At 65.6% G+C, this 21,146-nt stretch carries 19 protein-coding genes; 14 read left to right on the top strand and 5 right to left on the bottom strand.

Annotated features, from left to right (window positions below; all coding sequences use genetic code 11):
- Positions 1 to 11: 11 nt before the first annotated feature.
- Both Q5Z11_RS16775 and Q5Z11_RS16770 read right to left on the bottom strand, forming a co-directional pair.
- Positions 12 to 1,445 carry an ATP-binding protein gene (locus Q5Z11_RS16775; RefSeq protein WP_303747446.1) on the bottom strand — a complete coding sequence of 478 codons (1,434 nt, stop codon included), beginning with the start codon at positions 1,443 to 1,445 and terminating at the stop codon, positions 12 to 14.
- Positions 1,442 to 2,152, bottom strand: a complete 711-nt coding sequence (locus tag Q5Z11_RS16770) for a response regulator (protein ID WP_303747445.1) — start codon at positions 2,150 to 2,152, stop codon at positions 1,442 to 1,444. Before Q5Z11_RS16770 ends, Q5Z11_RS16775 begins: the two co-directional genes overlap by 4 nt.
- A gap of 175 nt (positions 2,153 to 2,327) precedes the next feature.
- Between Q5Z11_RS16770 and Q5Z11_RS16765 the strand changes: the two genes are divergently transcribed.
- The 12 genes from Q5Z11_RS16765 to Q5Z11_RS16710 all read left to right on the top strand — a co-directional run bounded on the left by Q5Z11_RS16765 (position 2,328) and on the right by Q5Z11_RS16710 (position 13,791).
- Complete coding sequence (locus Q5Z11_RS16765; protein ID WP_345783894.1) at positions 2,328 to 3,338, top strand: glycosyltransferase; 1,011 nt, start codon at positions 2,328 to 2,330, stop codon at positions 3,336 to 3,338.
- Positions 3,335 to 4,231 (top strand): sulfotransferase family protein, encoded by an 897-nt coding sequence (locus tag Q5Z11_RS16760; RefSeq protein ID WP_303747444.1) that lies wholly within the window; start codon positions 3,335 to 3,337, stop codon positions 4,229 to 4,231. Before Q5Z11_RS16765 ends, Q5Z11_RS16760 begins: the two co-directional genes overlap by 4 nt.
- A gap of 14 nt (positions 4,232 to 4,245) precedes the next feature.
- Positions 4,246 to 4,587, top strand: coding sequence for a hypothetical protein (locus tag Q5Z11_RS16755; protein ID WP_303747443.1), 342 nt, complete (start codon positions 4,246 to 4,248; stop codon positions 4,585 to 4,587).
- A 74-nt stretch (positions 4,588 to 4,661) separates the two neighbouring features.
- The gene (locus Q5Z11_RS16750) at positions 4,662 to 5,300 is read left to right on the top strand and encodes a glutathione S-transferase family protein (protein ID WP_303747442.1); all 639 of its coding nucleotides are present in this window, start codon (positions 4,662 to 4,664) and stop codon (positions 5,298 to 5,300) included.
- Positions 5,300 to 5,764, top strand: a complete 465-nt coding sequence (locus Q5Z11_RS16745; RefSeq protein ID WP_303747441.1) for a DUF6265 family protein — start codon at positions 5,300 to 5,302, stop codon at positions 5,762 to 5,764. Before Q5Z11_RS16750 ends, Q5Z11_RS16745 begins: the two co-directional genes overlap by 1 nt.
- Positions 5,765 to 5,810: 46 nt before the next feature.
- Entirely contained in the window at positions 5,811 to 7,406 is a 1,596-nt protein-coding gene (locus Q5Z11_RS16740; protein WP_303747440.1) for an AAA family ATPase, read from the top strand.
- Between the two features lies 1 nt (position 7,407).
- Positions 7,408 to 8,400, top strand: coding sequence for a hypothetical protein (locus tag Q5Z11_RS16735; RefSeq protein ID WP_303747439.1), 993 nt, complete (start codon positions 7,408 to 7,410; stop codon positions 8,398 to 8,400).
- Complete coding sequence (locus Q5Z11_RS16730) at positions 8,397 to 10,178, top strand: hypothetical protein (protein ID WP_303747438.1); 1,782 nt, start codon at positions 8,397 to 8,399, stop codon at positions 10,176 to 10,178. Before Q5Z11_RS16735 ends, Q5Z11_RS16730 begins: the two co-directional genes overlap by 4 nt.
- A 22-nt stretch (positions 10,179 to 10,200) precedes the next feature.
- Positions 10,201 to 10,782, top strand: a complete 582-nt coding sequence (locus Q5Z11_RS16725; protein ID WP_303747437.1) for a hypothetical protein — start codon at positions 10,201 to 10,203, stop codon at positions 10,780 to 10,782.
- Positions 10,767 to 12,140 carry an AMP-binding protein gene (locus tag Q5Z11_RS16720; protein WP_303747436.1) on the top strand — a complete coding sequence of 458 codons (1,374 nt, stop codon included), beginning with the start codon at positions 10,767 to 10,769 and terminating at the stop codon, positions 12,138 to 12,140. The genes Q5Z11_RS16725 and Q5Z11_RS16720 overlap by 16 nt, the downstream gene beginning before the upstream one ends.
- Positions 12,137 to 12,706 (top strand): nicotinamide riboside transporter PnuC, encoded by a 570-nt coding sequence (gene pnuC, locus Q5Z11_RS16715; RefSeq protein ID WP_303747435.1) that lies wholly within the window; start codon positions 12,137 to 12,139, stop codon positions 12,704 to 12,706. Before Q5Z11_RS16720 ends, pnuC begins: the two co-directional genes overlap by 4 nt.
- Entirely contained in the window at positions 12,703 to 13,791 is a 1,089-nt protein-coding gene (locus Q5Z11_RS16710) for an AAA family ATPase (protein WP_303747434.1), read from the top strand. Before pnuC ends, Q5Z11_RS16710 begins: the two co-directional genes overlap by 4 nt.
- On the opposite strand, the gene Q5Z11_RS16705 is transcribed toward Q5Z11_RS16710, so the two are convergent.
- Positions 13,785 to 15,470 (bottom strand): hypothetical protein, encoded by a 1,686-nt coding sequence (locus tag Q5Z11_RS16705; RefSeq protein ID WP_303747433.1) that lies wholly within the window; start codon positions 15,468 to 15,470, stop codon positions 13,785 to 13,787. The two genes, Q5Z11_RS16710 and Q5Z11_RS16705, sit on opposite strands and share 7 nt — an antisense overlap.
- A 289-nt stretch (positions 15,471 to 15,759) precedes the next feature.
- Here Q5Z11_RS16705 and bla point away from each other — a divergent pair, with 289 nt between their 5' ends.
- A complete protein-coding gene (bla, locus tag Q5Z11_RS16700; protein ID WP_303747432.1) occupies positions 15,760 to 16,644 on the top strand; it encodes a subclass B3 metallo-beta-lactamase in 885 nt (294 codons plus the stop codon).
- Between the two features lie 239 nt (positions 16,645 to 16,883).
- Here bla and Q5Z11_RS16695 read toward each other — a convergent pair whose 3' ends face one another.
- The gene (locus Q5Z11_RS16695) at positions 16,884 to 17,585 is read right to left on the bottom strand and encodes a LytR/AlgR family response regulator transcription factor (RefSeq protein ID WP_303747431.1); all 702 of its coding nucleotides are present in this window, start codon (positions 17,583 to 17,585) and stop codon (positions 16,884 to 16,886) included.
- Positions 17,573 to 19,276: a histidine kinase gene (locus Q5Z11_RS16690; protein ID WP_303747430.1), complete on the bottom strand. Its 1,704-nt coding sequence runs from the start codon at positions 19,274 to 19,276 to the stop codon at positions 17,573 to 17,575. The genes Q5Z11_RS16695 and Q5Z11_RS16690 overlap by 13 nt, the downstream gene beginning before the upstream one ends.
- Before the next feature lie 178 nt (positions 19,277 to 19,454).
- Between Q5Z11_RS16690 and Q5Z11_RS16685 the strand changes: the two genes are divergently transcribed.
- Complete coding sequence (locus Q5Z11_RS16685; protein ID WP_303747429.1) at positions 19,455 to 21,020, top strand: alpha/beta hydrolase; 1,566 nt, start codon at positions 19,455 to 19,457, stop codon at positions 21,018 to 21,020.
- The last annotated feature ends 126 nt before the right edge of the window (positions 21,021 to 21,146 follow it).

Raw genomic sequence — 21,146 nt, 5'->3', positions numbered from 1 at the left:
GACGCGCCGTCTCAGGCAAGGCTTGCCTGATCAGCCGGCAGGCAAGGCAGCGTCATCAAGGCACGCAGGCCGCCTTCGCTGCGGTTGTGCAGGCGCAAGGTGCCGCCGTGATCCAGCACCACCGCATGCGCCACCGACAGGCCCAGGCCGATGCCGCCGGTATCGCGGTTGCGGGATTCATCACCGCGCGCGAACGGCAGGAACAGCTCGTTCTCGCGTGCCGCATCAATGCCGGGACCGTCGTCGTCCACGGCAAGCACGACATTTTCGCCATCGCGGTACAGCTGCAGGCGCGCGCTGCCGCCGTACTTGAGCGCGTTGTCGATCAGGTTGGATACCGCGCGCCGCAATGCCAGTGGGTCGCCCAGCAGCAGTGCCGGTTCAGCGCTGCCAAGGCTTACCTCCAGGCCGGTATCGGCGAGGTCGTCGACCGCGCTTTCCACCAGGCTGGCGAAGTCGAGGCGGTCGCGTGGGCCGGGTTGCGACTGGCCGTGCAGGAAATCCAGCGCGGCGGTGATCATGCGGCTCATCTCATCAATGTCCGCGCTGGCCTTGTCGCGGGATTCCTCCGGCAAGGCCTGCAGGCGGAACGACAGCCGCGCCAGCGGTGTACGCAGATCATGGGCGATCGCGCCGATGGTACGGGTGCGCTCATCGATCAGGCGGTTGATGCGTGCCTGCATGGTGTTGAACGAGTCCGCCGCGCGGGCCAGTTCGGCCGGACCGCTGCGATCCAGCGGTGCGGTGCCAGGGTGGCTGCCGAGCCGATCAGCGGCCTGGGCGAAACTGCGGATGGGCGCAGACAGCGCACGCGAGAACCACCACGCCAACGGCAGCATCGCCAAAGCGCCGAGCAGGAACAGCAACAGCACATGATTGGCCACACTCGGCAGTGGACCGGGCATGCGGTGGGTGACGCTGCGCCAGTGGCCGTCCGGCCTGTGCAGGGCGACCATGAAGTCACCGAACAAGGGTGCATTGGCGCGGCGGCCGATGTCGACAGGCGGCGCGTTCTGCATCATCGGGGGCGGGCGATTCATTGTCTGATCGGGCTGTGGCCCGTTGCCGCCGTCCGCGGATGGATCGAAACGGCGCGGTGGTGGCATGTGCATGCCCATATCCGGCCCCAACCGACGCATGCCGCCGCAGTACTGGATCTGATCCAGCGGCACGCCCAACCAACCGGCCAGCCGCGCACGCATGAAGGGGTCGGCTTGATGGCCTTCAGGGCAGGTGGGCTGGCGCGCGCTGTCGGCGACGGTCAGGCGGTTGTTGGCCGAGGGCAGTTCGCTGGACAGCAGCGCCACCACTTCCGACAGCGGCACGCCTGCCGGACGCACCGGGGGCCGGGTCAGCAGCAGGCCGATGCCAAGCGCCAACGCCACCAGCAGGGCAACCAGCAACAGCAGGAAGGTGCGGGTGAAAATGGAAAGCGGACGTTTCACAGACGTCTTACCGGTGGCAGCAGCAGATAGCCTTCGTTGCGCACGGTGCGGATCAGTTCTGGATGACCGCGCTCATTCAACTTGCGGCGCAGGCGGCTGATCTGGCTGTCGATGGCGCGGTCGTAGACGTCGCTACCGCGGTTGCGGGCATTGTCCAGTAGCTGGTCCCGGCTCAATACCCATTGTGGATGCTCGACGAAGGCGCGCAGCAGGGTGAATTCGCTGTCCGACAAGGTGACGTAGACGCCATCGGGATCACGCAGGTCGCGACGCAGCGCGTCCAGCCGCCAGCCGCCGAATTCGTAGACCGGGTGCGGGCTCTGTGTCTGCTCGGCATCGGCCTGCGCACGCCGCAGGCGGGCACGGATGCGCGCCAGCAACTCGCGCGGGTTGCAGGGCTTGGACAGGTAATCATCGGCGCCCACTTCAAGGCCGATGATGCGGTCGGTATCGCTGCCCAGCGCGCTCAGCATGATCACCGGCGGCGCATTGCGTTCGCCGACCAGCTGACGCATCGCGCTCAAACCATCTTCGCCGGGCATCATCACGTCCAACACCACCAGGTCAGGGCGTTGGCTGTTCATGGACAGGCGCATCTGTGCAGCGCTTTCGGCGGTGGCCACGCTGTAACCATGCTGGCCGAGGAAGTCGGCTATCAGGTTGCGCAGGTCGGGATCGTCGTCGACCACCAGGAGATGGGTGGGCATGGGCTTCCTTTCGCTGCGGCCGTGCTGGGGGACTCCGCATCCGGGGCCGCGCGACGCATCATAGCGCGCCAATTTGTCAATGTTTGTCAGTGCCGGGCGGACTGTCGCCCGGTTCAGCATCGGGGGTTGAAAGCCGCTGGCTAGAGTGCGCCATCCCACTCTGGCGCCCTCCACCATGACAGCTCCGTGCGTTCGTTTGATCAGTCGCGAGAACGGCGTTGGCCTGAGCCGTGACCTGGATCTGATGCAGCGCTTGTTGGCACCGCTGTTTGCAACCGAGCGGGTAGGACTTGGCAGTACCGGCCGCACCCGCGCGCAAGTCGCTGGCCTGTGGGGGCGGCGTCTGCTGCAGGGGCGGGTGCCGCTGCAGATATTCTCCGAGCGCGTCTACCCGCGCTGCCTGCCCTTGGCCGAACGCAATTTCCTGTTGCCCAATCCGGAGTGGTTCCTGCCGCGCTGGCACCCGAACCTGGCGCGGTTTGATGCGGTGCTGTGCAAGACCCGTCACGCCGAGCGCATCTTTGCCGGTTTGGGTTGCACCACCCGTTACATCGGCTTCACCAGCGAGGACCGCCTGCTGCCCGATGTGCAGCGCCAGCGTGTGTTCTTCCATCTGGCCGGGCGCAGCAGTGCCAAAGGCACGCAGGTGTTGCTGGAAACATGGCGCAGGCACCCGCAATGGCCGCTGCTGATCGTGGTGCAGAACCCGCGCACTGCCGGCCCGAAGGTGACGGCGGACAATATCGACCATCGCATCGCGGTGCTTGATGAGGCCGAACTACGCAGATTGCAGAACCAATGCCTGTTCCATATCTGTCCGTCCGAAACCGAAGGTTACGGTCACTACCTGATGGAAGCCTTGAGCGTGGGTGCGGTGACGCTGACCACCGATGGCGAACCCATGAATGAACTGGTGAGTGCGCGGCGTGGGCTGTTGATGTTGCCGGCCGAGGCGGTCAAGCGCGATCTGGTATGGCGCTATTACGTCGACCCGGCTGGCATTGAACTCGCGGTGAAACGCGCGTTGCGGCTTTCCGACAGTGCTTTGAACAATTTGTCACGGCAGGCACGCGAGCACTTCGTGGACAACCAGGATGCCTTCATCCATCGCTTCCAGCGCGTGGTAACGGAAGGGCTGCCATTGCGGCGGCGGCCCGTGCCAACGCTGTTGCGGGTGAAGGAATGAAGGCAGCCATCGGCCAGGTATTCCTGGTGGGGTGCCCGCGCTCGGGAACCACCTTGCTGCAGCGTTTGCTGAGTACGCACCCGGATATCGTCTCGTTGCCGGAAACGCATTTCCTGCGGCGACTGTTGCGCTACGGCGACCGGCGTCGCGAATCAGCGCGGGCGTGGCGCTGGAAACAGCTGCATGGCATGCGGCATTCGCTGCAGGCCTGGCTGGGTTGGGTTCCCGCTGGACAGGTTCGGCGTGCCTGGGCCGGCGTTCCCGAGCTGGCAGCTGCATCGCCATCGCCATCGGCATTCGCCCCGGTCGACGTGCAGCTGCAGGCGTTTGCAGATGCGCTGGCGGCGCATTGCGATGATTCCGGCGGACAACTCTGGTTGGAGAAAACCCCCGACCATCTGTTCTATCTGCGCTCGATCAGCAGGCATCTGCCGGATGCACGGGTGATCCATCTGCTGCGTGATGGCGAAGAAGTAGTCGCATCGTTGCATGCGGCCGCTGCGCGCTATCGGCCCTGGCATGTCTACGCGGATGTCGATCGCGCGATTGATCGCTGGAACCGCGCCGTCGCTGAAAGCGAGATGTGGCTGCATGATCGTCGTCATCTCTGGGTGCGCTACGAGCAGCTCATCGCACAGCCGCAGCAGGAGTTGGCGCGGATATTCGCGTTCCTCGGTTGCGATGTCGTCGATTGTGGGACTGCAGGATCAGCTGATCTGAGCGCTCTGGTGCGCAGCGATGAACCCTGGAAGCAGGGCGCGGGAGGGGCATTGCGTGATCGCCGCAAATTCCAGTTTTGCTTCGATGCCGCACGACGCGAGCACATCCGTGCGCGCCTGGTCCCGTTGTCCGACAACCTGCTCGCCGCAATGCGGCGTCCCTTTCCTCATTGAACCTGGAGCATTCCATGCATGGATCCCTGCAGAAGATCACACCCTTTGCGGCTTCGTTGCTGCTGTTGTCGCTTGCCGGTTGCGCTGCACTTGGGCGCTGCCAGGATGGCCCACCGCCCGGCGCGCACCGTGGCGGCCCCGGTGGTCCGCCGCCGCATTCGCCGCCGCGTGATCAGGCATTCACCAAGGCCTTTGACGCCTGCCTGGCCGAACAAGGCGGCGGTGCTGCAGCTGCGGCTGGGGAGCAAGGCGGATCGGCCCGGCCCCGGTTCGACCGGCAAGCCATGGACGCCTGCCTGAAGGGCAAGGGCGTGGAGCCACCGGCGCCACCGCCGCGCCCGCGCGAGCAAGGCTGAGTCCTGCACATTCACCTGTCCCGGTGCTGGGGCGCAGTTGCTAGACTGCCGCCTCATCCTCCGGAGACAGGCGCATGGGCAGCACGGCAGAAGAGATCGTCTTCTATACCAACCCGATGTCACGCGGGCGCATCGTGCGCTGGATGCTGGAGGAGTTGGGCCAGCCGTATCGCGCCGAGGTGCTGGAATACGGCCAGAGCATGAAAGGCTCGGAGTTCCTCGCCATCAACCCGATGGGCAAGGTGCCGACCATCGTGCACCGCGGCGTGGTGGTGACCGAGGCTGCCGCGATCTGCGCCTATCTGGCCGACGCGTTTCCTGCTGCAGGACTGGCACCCGCCGTCGATGATCCGCTGCGCGGCAGCTACCTGCGCTGGCTGTTCTTCGCAGCCGGGCCGGTGGAGGCAGCAGTCAGTGCCAAGGCGCTGGGCCTGCTTGCACCGTTGGAGAAGGCCGGCACGGTTGGCTACGGCAGCTTCGATCAGACCATTGATACCCTGGAGCAGGTTGCAGCGTCGGCATCGCCGTGGCTGTTCGGCGAGCGTTTCAGCGCTGCTGACGTCTACGTCGGCAGCCAGATCCTGTGGGGGCAGATGTTCAAGAGCATGCCGGCGCGCGACGCGTTTGCCGCGTATGGCGAGCGCCTGCGTGCCCGCCCGGCCTGGCAGCGTGCAAGCGCCCTGGATGATGCATTGATCCCGCCGCGTAGCTGATGCGCAGGTTCCTGCTCTGGTTGGTCCTGCTGGTCGGTGCAGCCAGCGCTGTGACCGCAGCTGCGGCCGAGCTGACGTCGCTGGATTGGCTGCTGGGCAGCTGGCAACGCACGGGCATGGCGGCCGGTACGAGCGGTGAAGAGCACTGGCGTCGGCAGGCGGATGTGCTGGAAGGTGAGGGCCGAAGCTATCGGCAGGGCGAGCGGCGGTTTCAGGAGCGCCTGCGCATCGTCGATGAAGGCGGACAGCTGTATTACGTAGCCGATGTTGCAGGGAATCCCGCGCCAGTCAGGTTCGCGCTGGTGGAGCAGGGCGCGCAGTCGGTGGTGTTCGAGAACCCCCGACATGACTTCCCGCAACGGATCGCCTACCAGCGCAACGGCCGGCGGCTGACGGCCACCGTATCCGCCGGCGAGCGCGTGCAGGTATTCGAGTTCGAGCAGTCCGCGCAGCCGACTGACTGAGCGACGGCCGACGTCACGGCCTCCACGTTAGAATCCGGGTTCCGTGATGAAGGGACGCCCGGTGTCGCCATTCAACCTGTTCCAGCGCCTGTCGCAGGCGCCAACCAACCCGAAGGCCGAGCCGGTGGCGCGGACCTTCGATGTGGCCGAACTGTATGAAGGACCGGTGCAGCTGGCCGGCGCCGCCGATGCCGCGCCGCTGGCGTTGGACGAGAAGCTGCGCCAGGCCTACTTCTGGATCGTCAACAACGCCATCATCAGCCCGCATTACGACATCGAATACCACGCCGGTCCGTCGGCCAGCTTCAATGTTGGTGATACCCGCCGCCAGCTGACCTTGCCATCGGCGCAGAGCTATTCCAGTTACGTGCTGCTGCCGCTGCTGACCTTCGCCACCCGCCGCAAATGCCTGTTTGTCGGCGGCCCCGGCCGTGGCAAGACCGCCAGTGCGATCCTGATGGGCGTGCTTGCCGGTTACCCGGTGCGCGAGGTGCGTCGCGCCATGCAGCATGGTCACCCGCAGATGACCATCGCCGACCTGCTCGGCAATCCGTTGCCGGCCGATCTGGTCGCCGCGCAGGACATGTCGCAGATCCGCATCGCCTGGCGCAGCTGGTTGGGCATGCGGGTCAAGATCATCGACGAGTACAACCGCATCCCCACCCGCACCCAGAGCGCGCTGCTGACGGTGATGGGGGACAACTACGCCGAAGTGCTCAACCAGGTCTACGAATGCCCGGAATCGGCGTGGTACCTCACCGCCAATGACGACCGTGGCGGCGGTACCTACCAGGTGATCGAGGCCCTGCGCGACCGCATCGACGTGGTGGTGCAGGCGCTGGCCTTCAACCCGCGCTTCCTCGAAGAGATGCTGCTGCGCATCGAGCAGAACATCCGTCCGGAAGAAGTGGTGCCGCGCGAGATCATCTTCAGCGAGGAAGAAGGCGACCAGATGCTGCAGCAGATCCGTGCGGTGGAGGTGCCGCAGGATGTGCGCAGGCGCATTGAGTTCTTCAGCAGCCAGTTCGAGTTGATGGAAACCGCCGGTGCACAGTTCGAGTACCTGACCAAGGACACCGTGCGCCTGGCTGGCGTTGACTGGGCCCAGGCCATCGCTGCCGATTCCGGCCGTGATCGCATGAAGGACCTGGGTTGCCAGACCCGCAATGGTTTGTCGGTACGCAACCTGATGACCTTGCTGATGTTCGCCAAGGCGCTGGCGTGGTTTCGCGGCAATGCCGCGGTCGCGCTGGACGACGTGCGCCAGGTGTTGCCGTTCGTGCTCAACGACAAGCTGCAGCCTGATCTGGACGCGCCGTTCTTCGCGCTGCCGGAAAACGCCGCTTATCGCAGCGATCGGCTCAGCTGGCTGCGCTGGCTGCTGGACAGTTCCAATGCCGAATACGACCGTTTGGACCTGGACCGCAACGATCCGGTCGGCGAGCTGTCCGCGCAGTTCGCACGTGGCCTTGACGGCGTCAGCGAGCGTGAGACGCGTGCGCGTCTCACGCGCATCGAACGGCTGGTGGAGGAGCGGGTGAAGGGCCGCAAGCTCTACGGTCATCTGTACGACGATCTGCTCAAGCTCAAGTACCTGCACCAACGCTACACCAACTACCTGCATTGGCAGCAGGCGCGCTGAGATGCTGTCACCCGCACTGACCGGTCTGTTGGCTTCGCGCCGCAGCTTGCTCAACCAACAGGTCGCCGAAGCGCGGCAGCGCTGGCCCACCCTGGACACCGCGGCGTTCTCGGTCTTCGTCGCGCAGACGCTGGACCCCCTGTGCCTGGCGGTTGCCGCCGTGGACGAAGCGGCGATGCCGGCGGCTACCGAAGTGGCCTTCGAGCTGGGCCTGGAACTGGTTGCGCAGGGACTGGCAGGGCCGGCAGCTCGCCTGCCGTGGGTGGATGCCGCGTGGCAGCAGCTGGCAGTGCCTGCCGCAGCACTGATCGCAGCTGCACCACTGGAAACACTGGGCGCACTCAGCAACGCGGTCGTGCGCATGCACGAGGTGCCGGGCGTGCGCGTCGATGCATGGTTGCAGCGCATGGTGGCATTGGCACCGCGTTGCGACAGCACGGCGGCCTTGCGCAGCGTCGGCGCGCTGTGTGCATGGCAGGCGGGCATGGCGCATTTGCGTGTGGCGGCATTGGCACAGGCCGATGGCATGCCTGCTGCGTTGGCGGCAGAAGCGATTGGCGTCGACGTAGCGCAGTGGCCGTCGCTGCGGAGCCAGCTCGGCCGCGAGCGTTGGTGGCACCCGCAGGGGGCAGCTGCAAGCGTGCAGGGGCAGACGGTTGGCGGTTTCACCGGCTTGGGCGGCCCATTCGCTGCACCGCCGGAGCTGCGCGCCAGCGCGGAAGGTTTCATCGCACGTAGCGGCGACCGCCATTTCCTGCTGATTGCCGATGCCTTCGGCGGCGTGGTGTTGCCAGCCAGTGCTGCGGAGTTTGCCGCCGCGCGGGTCACGCCGGCCACACAGCTTTCAATCGATAGTCACGGCGCGCGCATTGGCACGACCACCATCGTTTACGCCGCCCCAGCTGATGGCCTTGTGGCAGTGACTGGACCCGCCGGCATCGCCCTGTATTCGCCGTGGTCGCACCACGTGCGCCTGCTACCGGGCGCGGCATGAGCAGCACCGAGCAGGAAAGCCTGCTGGCCAACTGGCGCGCCGCCTGGCCATTGGCGCTGGCCGACTGGAGCCGTTTCACCCGCTTGCAGGATCCGCGCCTGTGCGACAGCAGCGTCGAGGCAGCGAAGGAGGGCCTGACCGGCAGCTTTGCGATGATCCGCTTGGCCGACCAGCGGGTGGTGATCGATCTGCCGCAGGTGCAGCGTTTGGGGCTGCAGGATCACGCCCGCGAAATCCTCGCCCACGAGATCGGCCATCACGTGCTGGCACCGGCCACGGCCACCGATCACGCGCGGCTGCTGGCGCGTATCCATCGCGCATTGCCGACATTGGAAGCGCACGCGCCGATGGTCGCCAACCTCTATACCGACCTGCTGATCAACGACCGCCTGCAACGCCAATGCGGCCTGCGCATGGCCGAGATCTACCAGCGCCTTGCCACCGGTGCCAGCGGTAGTTCACCGCTGTGGCAGCTGTACATGGGCATCTACGAACAGCTGTGGCAGCAGCCGGCCGGTAGCCTGGGCGGGCCAGCGCTGGAAGATGCAGGCCTGCGCGGCGATGCCTGGTTGGGCGCGCGGGTGATCCGCACCTATGCCGGCGAATGGATGGAAGGTGCCAGCCGTTTCAGTGCCTTGCTGCTGCCGCACTTGCTGGAGACGATCAGTGACGCGCGCGTGGATGCGCTGATGGATACCCGCCATGCCGGGCGCGGCAGTCAACCGGTGGGACTGGATCGGCTGGAAGAAGACGAACTCGCACCGGTGCTGCATCCGGCGCTCGATCCGCGCATCACTGGCGAGGAAGAGACTGGTGCAGTAGACGTGGTGGCGGAGGACGCATTGCCAGCCCGCGCGCCCGGCTACGGCCAGACCCGCGAGCCGTTCGAGTACGGTGAAATCCTGCGCGCGGCCGGCTTGGACATGGACCCGCAGCAATTCGCGGTGCGCTACTACCGCGAGCGTGCCTTGCCGCACCTGATCCGTTTCCCGGTGAGCCCGCAGCCGCAGGCACAGGAGCTCGAACTGGAAGGGCTGGAAGCCTGGGAGCCCGGCGATCCGCTGGATGCGGTGGATTGGTTGCAGACCTTGATGCAGTCGCCCACCGTGGTGCCGGGGGTGACCACCGTGCAGCGGGTGATGGGGCCGGCGCCGGGCAACGAACCTGCAAATGAACCGATTGATCTGGACCTGTACGTGGACAGCTCCGGCTCCATGCCCGATCCGCAGCAGGTCACCTCATGGCTGACCTTGGCCGGTGCGGTGATCGCGTTGTCGGCATTGCGGGCGGGTGCGCGCGTGCAGGCCACCTTGTGGAGCGGCAAGCAGCAATGCCTGCACACCGATGGTTTCGTGCGCAGCGAGGACGACATCCTCAAGGTGCTGGTGGGTTACTTCGGTGGCGCAACGGCTTTCCCCATCCATCGCCTGCGCAGCACCTACGCGCAGCGGCCGGCGGCTGCGCGTGCCGTACATATCCTGCATATCTCCGATGACGGCATCACCACCATGTTCGAGCGGGACGAGTGCGGCAACAGCGGCTGGGATGTCGCCGCGCAGGCGCTGCGTGTGGGCCGGGCTGGCGGCACCATGGCGCTGAATCTCTACAGTCCCTTGCCGGCAAGCCTGATCGGTGCCAAAGGCTGGACCGCCGACCTGCTGCGCGCACGCGAGCAGGGCTGGGATATCCACGTCGTACGTGACATGACCGATCTGCTGGCCTTCGCACGTGATTTCAGCCAACGCCACTACCAGTCGCTGGGCGGTGCGGGCCGATGAAGAACACCTTACGGAACCAATCATGAGCAACAGCGCCTCGCTGGACGCCCTGCTGCGTCGCCTGATCGATACACCACCGGACTTCCTCGATCCGCCACGGCGCGGCCGCGAAGGACAGCTGCAGGTCGCCGCCGTGGTCAATGACGTGCTGGCCCTGCACGGCGTCGCCTTGCCTTCTGCGTTGCAGGCCAGCCTGTCCGGCAACCTGGCAGCGGTCACCGCCAACCAGCTGAGCCTGTCCGCGGTGATGGCCTGGCTGCTCGCCGATGAAGCCTGGCACGCGCTGCGCTTCCCGCGCGAGGCGCTGCTGCCGGTATTTGCCGAGGCTGTGCCCGCGTTGGCGGCAGAAGCCGCAGTGAACCGCTATCTGCACGACCCGGATCGACGCGAGGAACTGGTGCGTACGGCCATCGCCCGTCTTGGCTTGCTGCCAGCGGGTGAAACCGCGGCGCAGGCAGCCGATCGCCTGGCCAGCGTCAGCAGCGTCGAACGCCGTCGTCTGCTGGAAGCCAGCCGCGCTGCCGAAGCGCGCGCGCGTGCCATCCGCGAGGCGCTGGCACGCAAGGCCGCCGAGGAATCGGCGGACAAATGGACGCGCGAGTGACCGCGCGAGTGAATCAAGACCCGCACGACGGTGAGCGCTATCCCACCCTGAGCGAAGCGGGCAGGGCGATGCTGCAGCGGATGCGTGAGCATCCGGCGGCACCGCGCTACCGCAACCAGAGCGGCAATCGGCTGCTCGCCGCCGAAGTGCAGCAGCTGCGCGCCTACGAACGCGACATCCTCGGCGCTGGTTTCCAGTGGCAGCCGGGCTCACAACCACCGTGGCTGCAGAGCCTTGTCGATGAGGTGATCGCGCAGGTGCCGTACTTCCGCGCGCGCGGTCGTGCCGCATGTTTCGAGGACATCGCTACCACCCATCGCGGTGACCTGGCCGCCGACATCGCCCAGTTCGTGCCGGATCCGGTGCCGCTGCAGCGGATGATGAACTTCCGCACCACCGGTACCACCGGCCACCCGCTGGTGCTGCCATCGCATCCAGTCGTGGCCGGTCGCTATCTGGCTTACCACAAGCGTGCGCTGGCGCGCGCGGGCGTACAGCTGCGCAACGGTCGCGGGCAGATGGGCGTGATGCTGCTGGGCATGCAGCAACGCTGCTTCACCTATGTATCGGTGACGCCGAGCATGGACGAGTCCGGGCTGGCCAAGATCAACCTGCATCCGGACGAGTGGCGCCACCCCGATGACCGCGCGCGCTATATCGATGCGCTGCAGCCGGAGGTGATCGCTGGTGATCCGATCTCCTTCGCCACCTTGTTGGAGTTGGGACTGAGCCACCGGCCGCGCGCGCTGCTGTCGGTCTCGATGGCCTTGTCGCCCGGTTTGCGGCAGATGCTGCAACAGCAATTCGATTGCCCGGTACTGGACATCTATTCGATGAACGAAGCCGGCCCGCTGGCGGTGCATGACGCCGCCGCAGGTGGCCATGTGCTGCTGCAGCCGGGCATGTATGTGGAAGTGCTGGACGATGCCGGTCGTGCCGTTGCCGACGGCCAGGTCGGTGAGATCACCCTGACCGGTGGTTTCAACTTCTGCCTGCCGCTGCTGCGCTACCGCACCGGCGACCGTGGCGCGCTGGCGATGTGCGGCGATGTGCCGATGATTGTCGACCTGCAGGGCAGGCGACCGGTACGCTACCGCACCCGCAGTGGCCGCTGGATCAATAACATCGACCTGACCCACGCTTTGGCGGCGCTGCCGCTGTCGCGTTTTCGTGTGCACCAGCATGCCGACGGCAGCGTCAACCTGCATCTGCCAGCCGCCGAGGCCGGTTACGCACAGCAGGCGCAAGCGGCCCTGCAACACACCCTGGACGACCTGCCGGTGCAGGTCGTGCTGATGCACGCGGAGGACAAAGTGCTGCAATACACCACCGATCTCACCGAAGGCCTGGGCGCATGACCGCACTGGAAATCGCCGCCAACGCCTTCGCCACCGCCTCCATCCTGTGTGCGGCGCGCAATAGCGTGCACACATGGTGGACCGGCATCATTGGCTGCTCGCTGTTCGGCCTGCTGTTCTGGCATACCCAGCTGTACGCCGATGTACTGCTGCAGGTGTTCTTCGTCGTGGCCAGCATGTTCGGCTGGTGGAACTGGCACGCCAGCGCCAGCCATGAAGCGTTGCCGATCAAACGCACGCCGTTGCGCAGCTTCCTGCTGATGGGCGCCGGAGCGCTGCTGGCTGGCGGCGCTTACGGGCTTGTACTGCATCGCTTCACCGACGCCTACGCGCCGTTCGCCGATTCCTCGGTGCTGTGCCTGTCGGTGCTGGCGCAGCTGCTGCTGATGTGCAGGCGCATCGAGACCTGGCCGGTGTGGGTGCTGGTCAATACCATCGCGGTGCCGCTGTACGCCTCGCGCGGTCTCACCCTGACGTCCGTGTTGTATGCGGCCTATTGGATCAACGCCTGGCTGGCATGGCGGCATTGGCGCCGGCTGTGGCGCGAGCAGGGCGCGGCTGCGTGAGCGCGCTACGGGTCGGCCTGGTGGTGGGCAAGTTCTGCCCGCTGCACCGCGGTCACCAGTTGCTGCTGGATCATGCACAGGCGGCCTGCGAGCGGCTGATCGTGGTCAGTTACACCAAGCCCGAGTTTCCCGGCATGGCGCCGCATCGGCGAGAGACGTGGCTGCGTGCGCTGTATCCAGACGCCAACCACTGGGTGCTCGACGACGCGCGCTTGGCCGAACATTGCCAGCGCTTGGGGCTGCCGCAGCGATGCCTGCCGGGTAACGATGCCAGCGACGAGGCACATCGCCTGTTCATGGCCTGGCTGCTGCGCGAGGTGATCCAGAGCGAGGTGGATCTGGTATTCACCAGCGAGGACTACGGCCCCGGTTTCGCCGCAGTGCTGTCGCAGCAACAGCAGCTGCATGGCGGCCGCGCGGTGGCGCACGTTGAGGTCGATCCGGCACGGCGCAGCGTACCGGTATCGGGCACTGCAGTGCGCGCGGACCTGCATGCGCAACGGCAGCAGCTGGCGCCGCAGGTGTACCGTGATTTCGTCAGGCGGGTGGTGTTGCTGGGTGGTGAATCCACCGGGAAATCAACGCTGGCCTGGACACTGGCCACGCGTTGCGACAGTGTCTACGCCGCCGAATATGGTCGCGAGCTGTGGGAGGCGCAGGATGGCCAGCTTCAGGAGTCGGATCTGCTGCATATCGCCCAGACCCAGGTGGCGCGCGAGGAAGATCTGCTGGGTGCCGCCACCGGCTGGCTGGTCTGCGACACCTCGCCGTTGACCACCTTGTTGTACGCCGAGGCGATGTTTGGTCGCGCCGATCCGTGCTTGCTGGAATTGTCGCAGCGTCGCTATGACCTGGTGTTGCTGTGTGACCCTGATGTTCCATTCGTGCAGGACGGCACCCGCCGCGACGAGGCGTTCCGGCGCTGGCAGCATGCCTGGTATCTGCGTGAGCTTGGCAGCCGGCAGATTCCTTTCCGCCAGTTGGGCGGCGATTGGCAGCAGCGAGAGGCGACGGCGCTGGCAGCCATGGCCGAGCTGCTGCCGGATGTGGATGCAGCCAGGTCGCGGCCAGCGCTGGTTCAGTAGCGCGCAGCTGCCAACGCCGCATCTGCCCATTGCCAGGCTGCTGTGTGCTGGCGTTTGGTTTCGGCTGCCGCATCGGCCTGGCCCAACACCTGTTGTGCCTGCGCCAGCCCGAACAACGACCAGCCATTGGCCGGATAGGTCTTCAGGTCCTGATTGAAGGCTTCGGCTGCGGATCTCGCATCACCTGTCTCCAGCAGCGCGGCACCCAGATAGGGGCGCACCGGTAGCGGCCAGTCGGCGGGTTCGTTGTAGGCCAGGGCATCTTCGGCGGCTGCAGCCTCTCGCAAGGCGGTAATCGCTTCGCTGTGCTTTCCCTGCGCGCGTAGCAGTTCGCCACGCAGGAGTGCATCGGCAACACGCAGCACGCCGTCGGCGTGGTTGATGTCGAAGAAGCTGACCTGCGCCATTGCCGTATCGGCGGTGATGGCATGCAGGGCTTCGGCGTCGCGCATTGCTTCTGCCAGTGCGCCTTTGCGGGCATGTGCCATGCCGCGGGCGAAATGGCGGATCGCGGCAGGATAGGGAAGTTCGGCTGCAGTGCTGGTGTCGGCGAGGATGCCGTCCCAATCACCGAAACGGACCTGGGTAAGCAGCGGTGCCACCACGAACTGCTGCATGAACTGCATCGGCGCCTCGCCCATGGCCGCGCGGTCCGCCCGATCGGCCGTCTGTTTGGCGGCCTGCATGGACAGCGTGCGTGAGCCGGTCAGTCCCGTGGTCATCGTGGCGAAGTGCCAGTTATGCGGCACATAGCCCAGCGGATAGACGCCATTGCTGCCACGGCAGACCGCGAGGAAATCCTTGTCGGCGGTGGTTGCGGCCAGGTTGGTCAGGGTTGCATCGTGGTAGCGGCCAACGCGGATGTAGATATGCGCGGGCATATGCACCAGGTGGCCGGAACCCGGCGCCAGCGCAGCCAAAGCATCGGCGTAGGGCTCGGCACGCTTTGGCTCGGGAGACGATTCCATGGCATGGATGTAGTAGTGCATCGCGCCGATATGGCGCGGGTTGCGCGCCAGCACGCGCTCCAGCTCGCCGACCAATGCCTGGGTGAACTCGGCGGGCTTGCCATCCTGCCAATAGGCCCACGGCGAGAGATCCATCAAGGCCTCCGCGTACATCGTGGCGGCGTCATCGTCTTCAGGAAACTGCGCCACTACCGCTGCCATCGCGTTGGCGTAGTCATGGTCCAGTTGCCTGCGGTCTTCTGGTGCGGAATCGCTGTAGCGTTTCTGCAGTGCCTGGATCAGCGCTTGGTCGACAGGCCGCGCGCCGATGGCAAGGGAGGCAGCACGTGCCGCCAATGCCGTGGCATCTTTGGCGGCCGCCGGATCCATCGGCAGGTTGATGTTTGGCCCAAGCACCAAGGCCTGGCCCCAAATGCACATTGCACATGCCGGGTCCAAGCGCGCGGCTTCGGCGAATGCACGTCCGGCAGCTTCATGGTTGAAGCCATAGGCCAGACGCAGGCCTTGGTCGAAGTAGCGCTGTGCCAGTGGCACCTTGCTGCCGATGTCGCGGTGCAGGTCGCCGAAGGTGTCGAACAACGGGAGTTCTTTGGCGTCTGATGCCGGGGCCTTGTCGGCAACGGCGGTTGCGTTGTCGGGAGCGTCGCAGCCCGACAGCGCTGCAGCCGCAAACAGGGACGGAAGCAGCAGGGACAAGGATCGACGGATCATTGTGGCTTCTCGGGGCGGATGGACGCGAAGATACTGCTGGGCTCGGCTTGGTGGTGATACGTAGCGATGAAAACGCCGTAAAAATTGCAGACCGGAGAATCGCAATTACGGTGCGCGGCGAACGCCGGCCGTTTATTGCCGGATGGCGGGGTGCCTGGCACGTGTCCTGCCGGCCTGCCGGCAGATGGGCAAAGGCCAAGGAAAACTCATGGCTCGGCCCAGTTCTACGCATTTGTCGCAATCTCCTCTACGGCGCACAGTTCCTGCACTTATCGGACAAGGTGCGGAGATGATGCAGAAGCAGGGAATTCGCAGGAGTTTGCAGGTGGCGGCGATGGTGCTTGCCGGAACGGCGTCGTCGGTAGCGTGGGCTGGGCCGCCCGCGGACTGGACCACACCGATCAAACCATTTCACATCGTCGACAACATCTATTACGTAGGCAGCGAGGGACTGGCGGCCTACCTGATCGTGTCGGAGCAGGGTGCGATCCTGCTGGATGCTCCGCTTGCTGCCAACGCGGATCAGATCGAGCGCAACATCGAAAGCCTGGGTGTGCCGCTGCATGATGTGCGGCTGTTGCTCAGCAGCCATGCCCATGCTGATCATGTCGGCGCGATGGCAGCACTCAAACGCGACACCGGTGCACGTTATGCTGCCAGCGCTGGCGACCGTTGGGCGCTTGAGAACGGCAGGAACCAGGGCGACAACAACTACGGCATCCAGCCCTTCGATCCGATCAAGCTGGATGAGATCGTCAGCGATGGGCAGAAGCTGCGGCTTGGTGATGTCGAGCTGACGGCGCACCTCACGCCGGGGCACACCGCCGGATGCACCAGCTGGAGCATGACCGTGAACGATCGCGGCACGCCGCGCGAGCTGTTGTTCCTGTGCAGCATTACCGTCGCCGGCAATACGCTGGTTGGGAATCGCAGCTACCCGACTATCGCCGAAGACTTCCGCGCGACGTTTGCAAAGCTTGGCGCGATGCAGGCCGACATCGTCCTGAGCGGCCATCCCGATACCACCGGCATCCTTGAGCGGCAGGCGCAACGCGCCGATGGCGATGAAGATGCATTTGTGGACCCAGGCCTGCTCGCCCGGCTGGTGGACGAGCACAAGGAGAGTTTCGAGGATGCCTTGAGCAAGGCGCGTTCAACGCCCCAGAGCCCTTGAGCAGGCGGCGGGGATTACATTGCCGGGCACCTTGATCGAGCGGGCCCGGCTCTTCAGCGGAACCCCGTAGCCCGGGTAAGCGCAGCGCACCCGGGGAATGGATGAATCGGCTATGGCGCTGATGTGCTTGTTGCAGAGATTCCGTGGGCACGTGGTTTAATGACGCTCCGCAAGTTCCCGGGTGCGCCGCGCTTGGCCGGCGGGCTACAGAGCCTGCTCAATTCCATGCGTCGGTTGGTTCATTCAAGCGCGAGTGCCTGCCGCAGGCCAGCCACATGGGCGCGGCCAACCGGCAGTTCCCCGCCGCCATTGAGTACCAACCAGTAACGGCTGCCGGTGCCTGCGTGCAGGGTGCTGACATGGCGCAGGTTGACCAGATAGGAGCGGTGGCAGCGTACGAAGTCCGGTGGCAGCACCGCGCTGAGGCCGGCCAACGATTTGTCGTGCAGTTCGCTGCGGCCATCACGCATGCGCAGTTCGCTGTAGTCACCATCGGCTCGTATCCATTGCACGTCGGCCAGTTCCACCAGCGCGGTGCCCTGTGCACGCCAGATGCCGAGGTAGCGGGCGCGGCCAGCACTGTAGCGGCCTACATCCAACAGGCGTTCCAATGCCTGGCCCAGGCGCTCGCGCGAGAATGGCTTGGGCACGAAATCCAGCACGCCATGTTCGAAGGCCTGCAGTGCACGCTCGCGGTGCGCGGATACGACCACGCAGTGATAGCGACCGGCGACGGCGCGCCGCAGCAGGTCGAAGCCATCTTCGCCGCCGAGGTTGAGGTCGAGCAGCAGACCGTCGTAGACGCTGCGTTCCAGGCGATCACCCGCCGCGTCCAGATCGGCGACGGCATCGAAGCGCGCACGGCTGCCGGCGATTTCCGCGCACAGGCGCAGCAGACGCTGGCGTACCAGCGGTTCGTCTTCAACAATCAGGATGCGCATGTAAGCTCGATCCGGCTGCACCAGTCGGCGCCATCGGCACCTTGGCTGTAGTGCCAGCGGTTGGGGTGGGAGGCGGCAAGACTGGCCTCGATGTAGCGGGTGCCGGTGCCTTGGCCACGGTGCGGCGCGCTACCGCGTGCACTACGCAATTCCAGTACCCAATGATTGCCATCGCGCTGCACACGGAGCTGGAACGGGCGTTGCGCGCAGGCGCTGGCACCGGCATGGGTCAGCGCGTTCTCAACCTGTGCATGCAGCACGCCTGGCGGCAGCGACAGCTGCATGTCGTTGGCATCGACCTGCAGGATCATCGGCTGGTCCAATGCCTGGCCGACAATATCCAGATGGTTACGGCAAAGTGCCAGTTCTTCGACCAGCGGCACGCTCTGGCGGCTGCTGCTGTCGCGCAGGCGGTCGAATTGTTCGGCCAGCGATTCGACCAATCGGCTTGCGCGAGGCGGCGCCTGCTCGATCAACTCCTGCAGGCAGGTGAGGGTATTCATCAGCCAATGTGGCTGGATGCCCCGCTGCAGCAGCTGCAGCGACAGGTTTGCGCGCTCCTCGCGCAGGCGTGCATTGTGCAGATCCAGATTGCGAACCTGCGCGGCGTGGCAGAGCAGCAGGAAGCCCACCAGCACTGCGAGCAACAGGAAGTAGGGGCCATCAAGAAACGCGCCCGGGGCGAACAGCAGTGCAAGTACACCGGCAACCAAGAGGCCCAGGATCGGCCAGCGTTCTTCGCGTTCACCATCAGCGCGAAACAACACCGCAGCCGAGGCGAGCAGGCTCAGCAGCAATACCACCGAGGAGCGGATATCGAAGCTGGGCAGCAGTGTTACGACCACCAGCAATACCGCCACATAGCCTAAGCGCAGCGCCTTTGGCACCGCGATTTCGAAGCGCTGTGCAAGGTAGGCAGGGAGCAGCATCGCCGCTGCCATATGCAACGCCAGCAGCGCGTACAGGCGAGGACCATGCCACGGATAGGCGTAGCCGAGCAGCGGTCGCCAGCCTTCGACCAGCGGTAGCGCGATGCCGACCATGCACAGCGCAAGCAGCAGCCGACCGCCGGCCATCTGTGGCCGGCCGCGTTGCAGCGCGAGGAAGTACAGGCAGGCTGCAGCAAGCGCGCCGGTGGCGAGGGCGGCGATCAGCCAGGGCAGGATGCTGCGCTGGTACAGCACCTCCGCTGGCGCGATCACCGCCAGCGCATCCGCGCTGTACAGGCCGAACTGCTGGTGATGGCTGGATGCGAGTACCAGCAGTTCGTCGTTGCCTGTTGATGAGGGACGCGGCAGCACATGGGTAATGTCGAGCTGGCCTGGGCGTTCCTGTACGGCGTTCAAGCCGAGTTTGCCGTTGCTGACGAGTGGCTCGCCATTCCAATAGACCTGGCTGGCGGCGCGCAATGACAGGCGCAATGTCTGTCCGTCGCGCTCGGCTGTGGTGTTTGCGGGTACTTGCCAGCGCAGCCAGTAAGGGCCGCGCCAGTCGGCCAGACTGCGCTGGTTGATAGGTTGCCAGTCGAGCTTGCCGGGTGGCGATGTCGGCAACGTGGCAGACATGGCGGCGGGTGCCATCTCACCGCTCAGTACGTGGAATGTCTTTACGTCACGCATCAGCACGGCCAGCCACGCAGAGACCGCGAGGACCAGTACGGCCAGCACACCCAGGGTTCGTAGGATCGGCATGGGCCTATCGTATCGGCTGGACGGAGACGCTGGGCGGTCAGTTGGAGCTGTTGGGCGGACGCGTGCCACCCAAGTGTCGTGGTGGCGTGGATGCTGGCTCCGTGGCGAAGCACCCGGGATGTTTCCGGGCTGCCAAGACCACGAGCAGACCCACCCTTCCTCCCGTTTGGAGCCCGCCATGTCCAGCAACTCTCATTCCGCTTCCGCTGCTTGTCGTCCTTGCCTGAAGTCATCATTGGCGCGTTCCAGTGCGCCTGCTGTCGCGGCAGGCATCGGGGGCTTGCGGCGGGTGGCTCCGGCAGCAGGTCGCCTGCTGGTGCTATGCCTGGCACTGGCCTGTACCTCCCCGGTACTGGCGAGCGATGCGGTTGCACCGTTGAAATTCGCACCTTATGCAATGCAGACCAAGGGCAACGGCACCATCGCCACGGAGGAAGCGTTTCTCGAGGTACCGCGCCGCCACAGTGAGCCGAACGGGCCGCGCATCCGCCTGCGTGTTGTGCGCCTGCCGGCGACCGGGGGCAATGGCAGCGCTGCCCCGGTGGTCTATCTGGCCGGTGGCCCGGGCGGTTCTGGTTTCGGCACCGCACTTGGCCCGCGCTGGCCGGTGTTCGATCGGGTCCGGCGCGAGACCGACGTGCTGCTGCTCGATCAGCGTGGCACCGATTTCTCCGAGATGCCCCCGGAGTGCCCACACGAGCACAAGTTCGATGACGCCCAGCCGCTGCAGCGCGACGCGGCGCTGGTTGCAGTGAAGGCATCACTGGTCAGCTGCCTTGCCTTCTGGAAGGACGCAGGAGTTGATCTGGGTGCCTATACCACCGCCGAGAGTGCCGACGACATCGAGTACCTGCGCAAGGCGATGGCGCTGCCCAAGCTGAGCCTGTGGGGCATGAGCTACGGCACGCACCTGGCGCTGGCGACCGTGCGCCGCCACCCCGACAGCCTGGAGCGCGTGGTGTTGATGGGCAGCGAAGGCCCGGATGACACGATCAAGCTGCCGCTGGCTGCGGATGCCTTGCTGGCGGATCTCGCTGTCATCGCGAAGAAGGACGGTTTCGAAGACCTGCAGGGATCGGCGCAGCGTGTGCTGGCCAAACTGCGGCAGCAGCCGGGGCAGGGCAGCAGCCCCATGCATGACGGCAGGAAGGTGACCATCGGCGAGTTCGATGCACAGATGGCGATAGCGATCGCACTTGGTCGCCGCTCCACCCAGCGCATGCTGCCGCTGGCACTGCGTGAGGCCGAGGCTGGCAACTACGACCTGCTCGGCGCCATCGCCCTGATGGTACGTGAGGGCCTGGGCGGCTGGCGCGCCATGCCGACGGCGATGGACGTGGCCTCCGGGCAGAGTCCGCAACGGCGCGCATTGGCTGCCGCCCAGGCACGCCAGAGCCTGCTCGGCGACGCCTTGAACTTCCCGTTCCCGGAGGTGGCTGACGGCCTGGGCATGCTGGACCTGGGCGAATCGTTCCGCGCTCCGCTGCACAGCGATGTGCCGGTGCTGTTCATCAGCGGCACACTGGACGGGCGCACCCCGCATGCCAATGCCCAGGCGCTGCTGCCGGGTTTCAGCCAAGGCAAGGAGCTGCTGGTGCGTGGGGCAAGCCACGACAACGAGATGTGGCTGGGCAACCCGGACATCGCCAACAATATTGCCGGCTTCCTGGCTGGGCGCGGCTTGAGCGAGGAAGTGCTGGATGTGCCGCTGCCGGTGTTTGTTACTGACAGGACCAAGCTGTAAGCGAGAGCAAAACCGGGGTCAGAGTGGGGTTTCGTTCCGAAACCCCACTCTGACCCCGGTTTTGCCTTTCCGCCAAGTCACTGATTACAAACAACTTCATAAATCTTCATCCAGGCATCAGGCGTT

This window comes from Stenotrophomonas sp. 610A2 (assembly GCF_030549615.1).
Classification (GTDB): domain Bacteria; phylum Pseudomonadota; class Gammaproteobacteria; order Xanthomonadales; family Xanthomonadaceae; genus Stenotrophomonas; species Stenotrophomonas pigmentata.
Note: the sequence above shows the minus strand (reverse complement) of the source record. Positions and strands in the feature narration are given on the sequence as shown.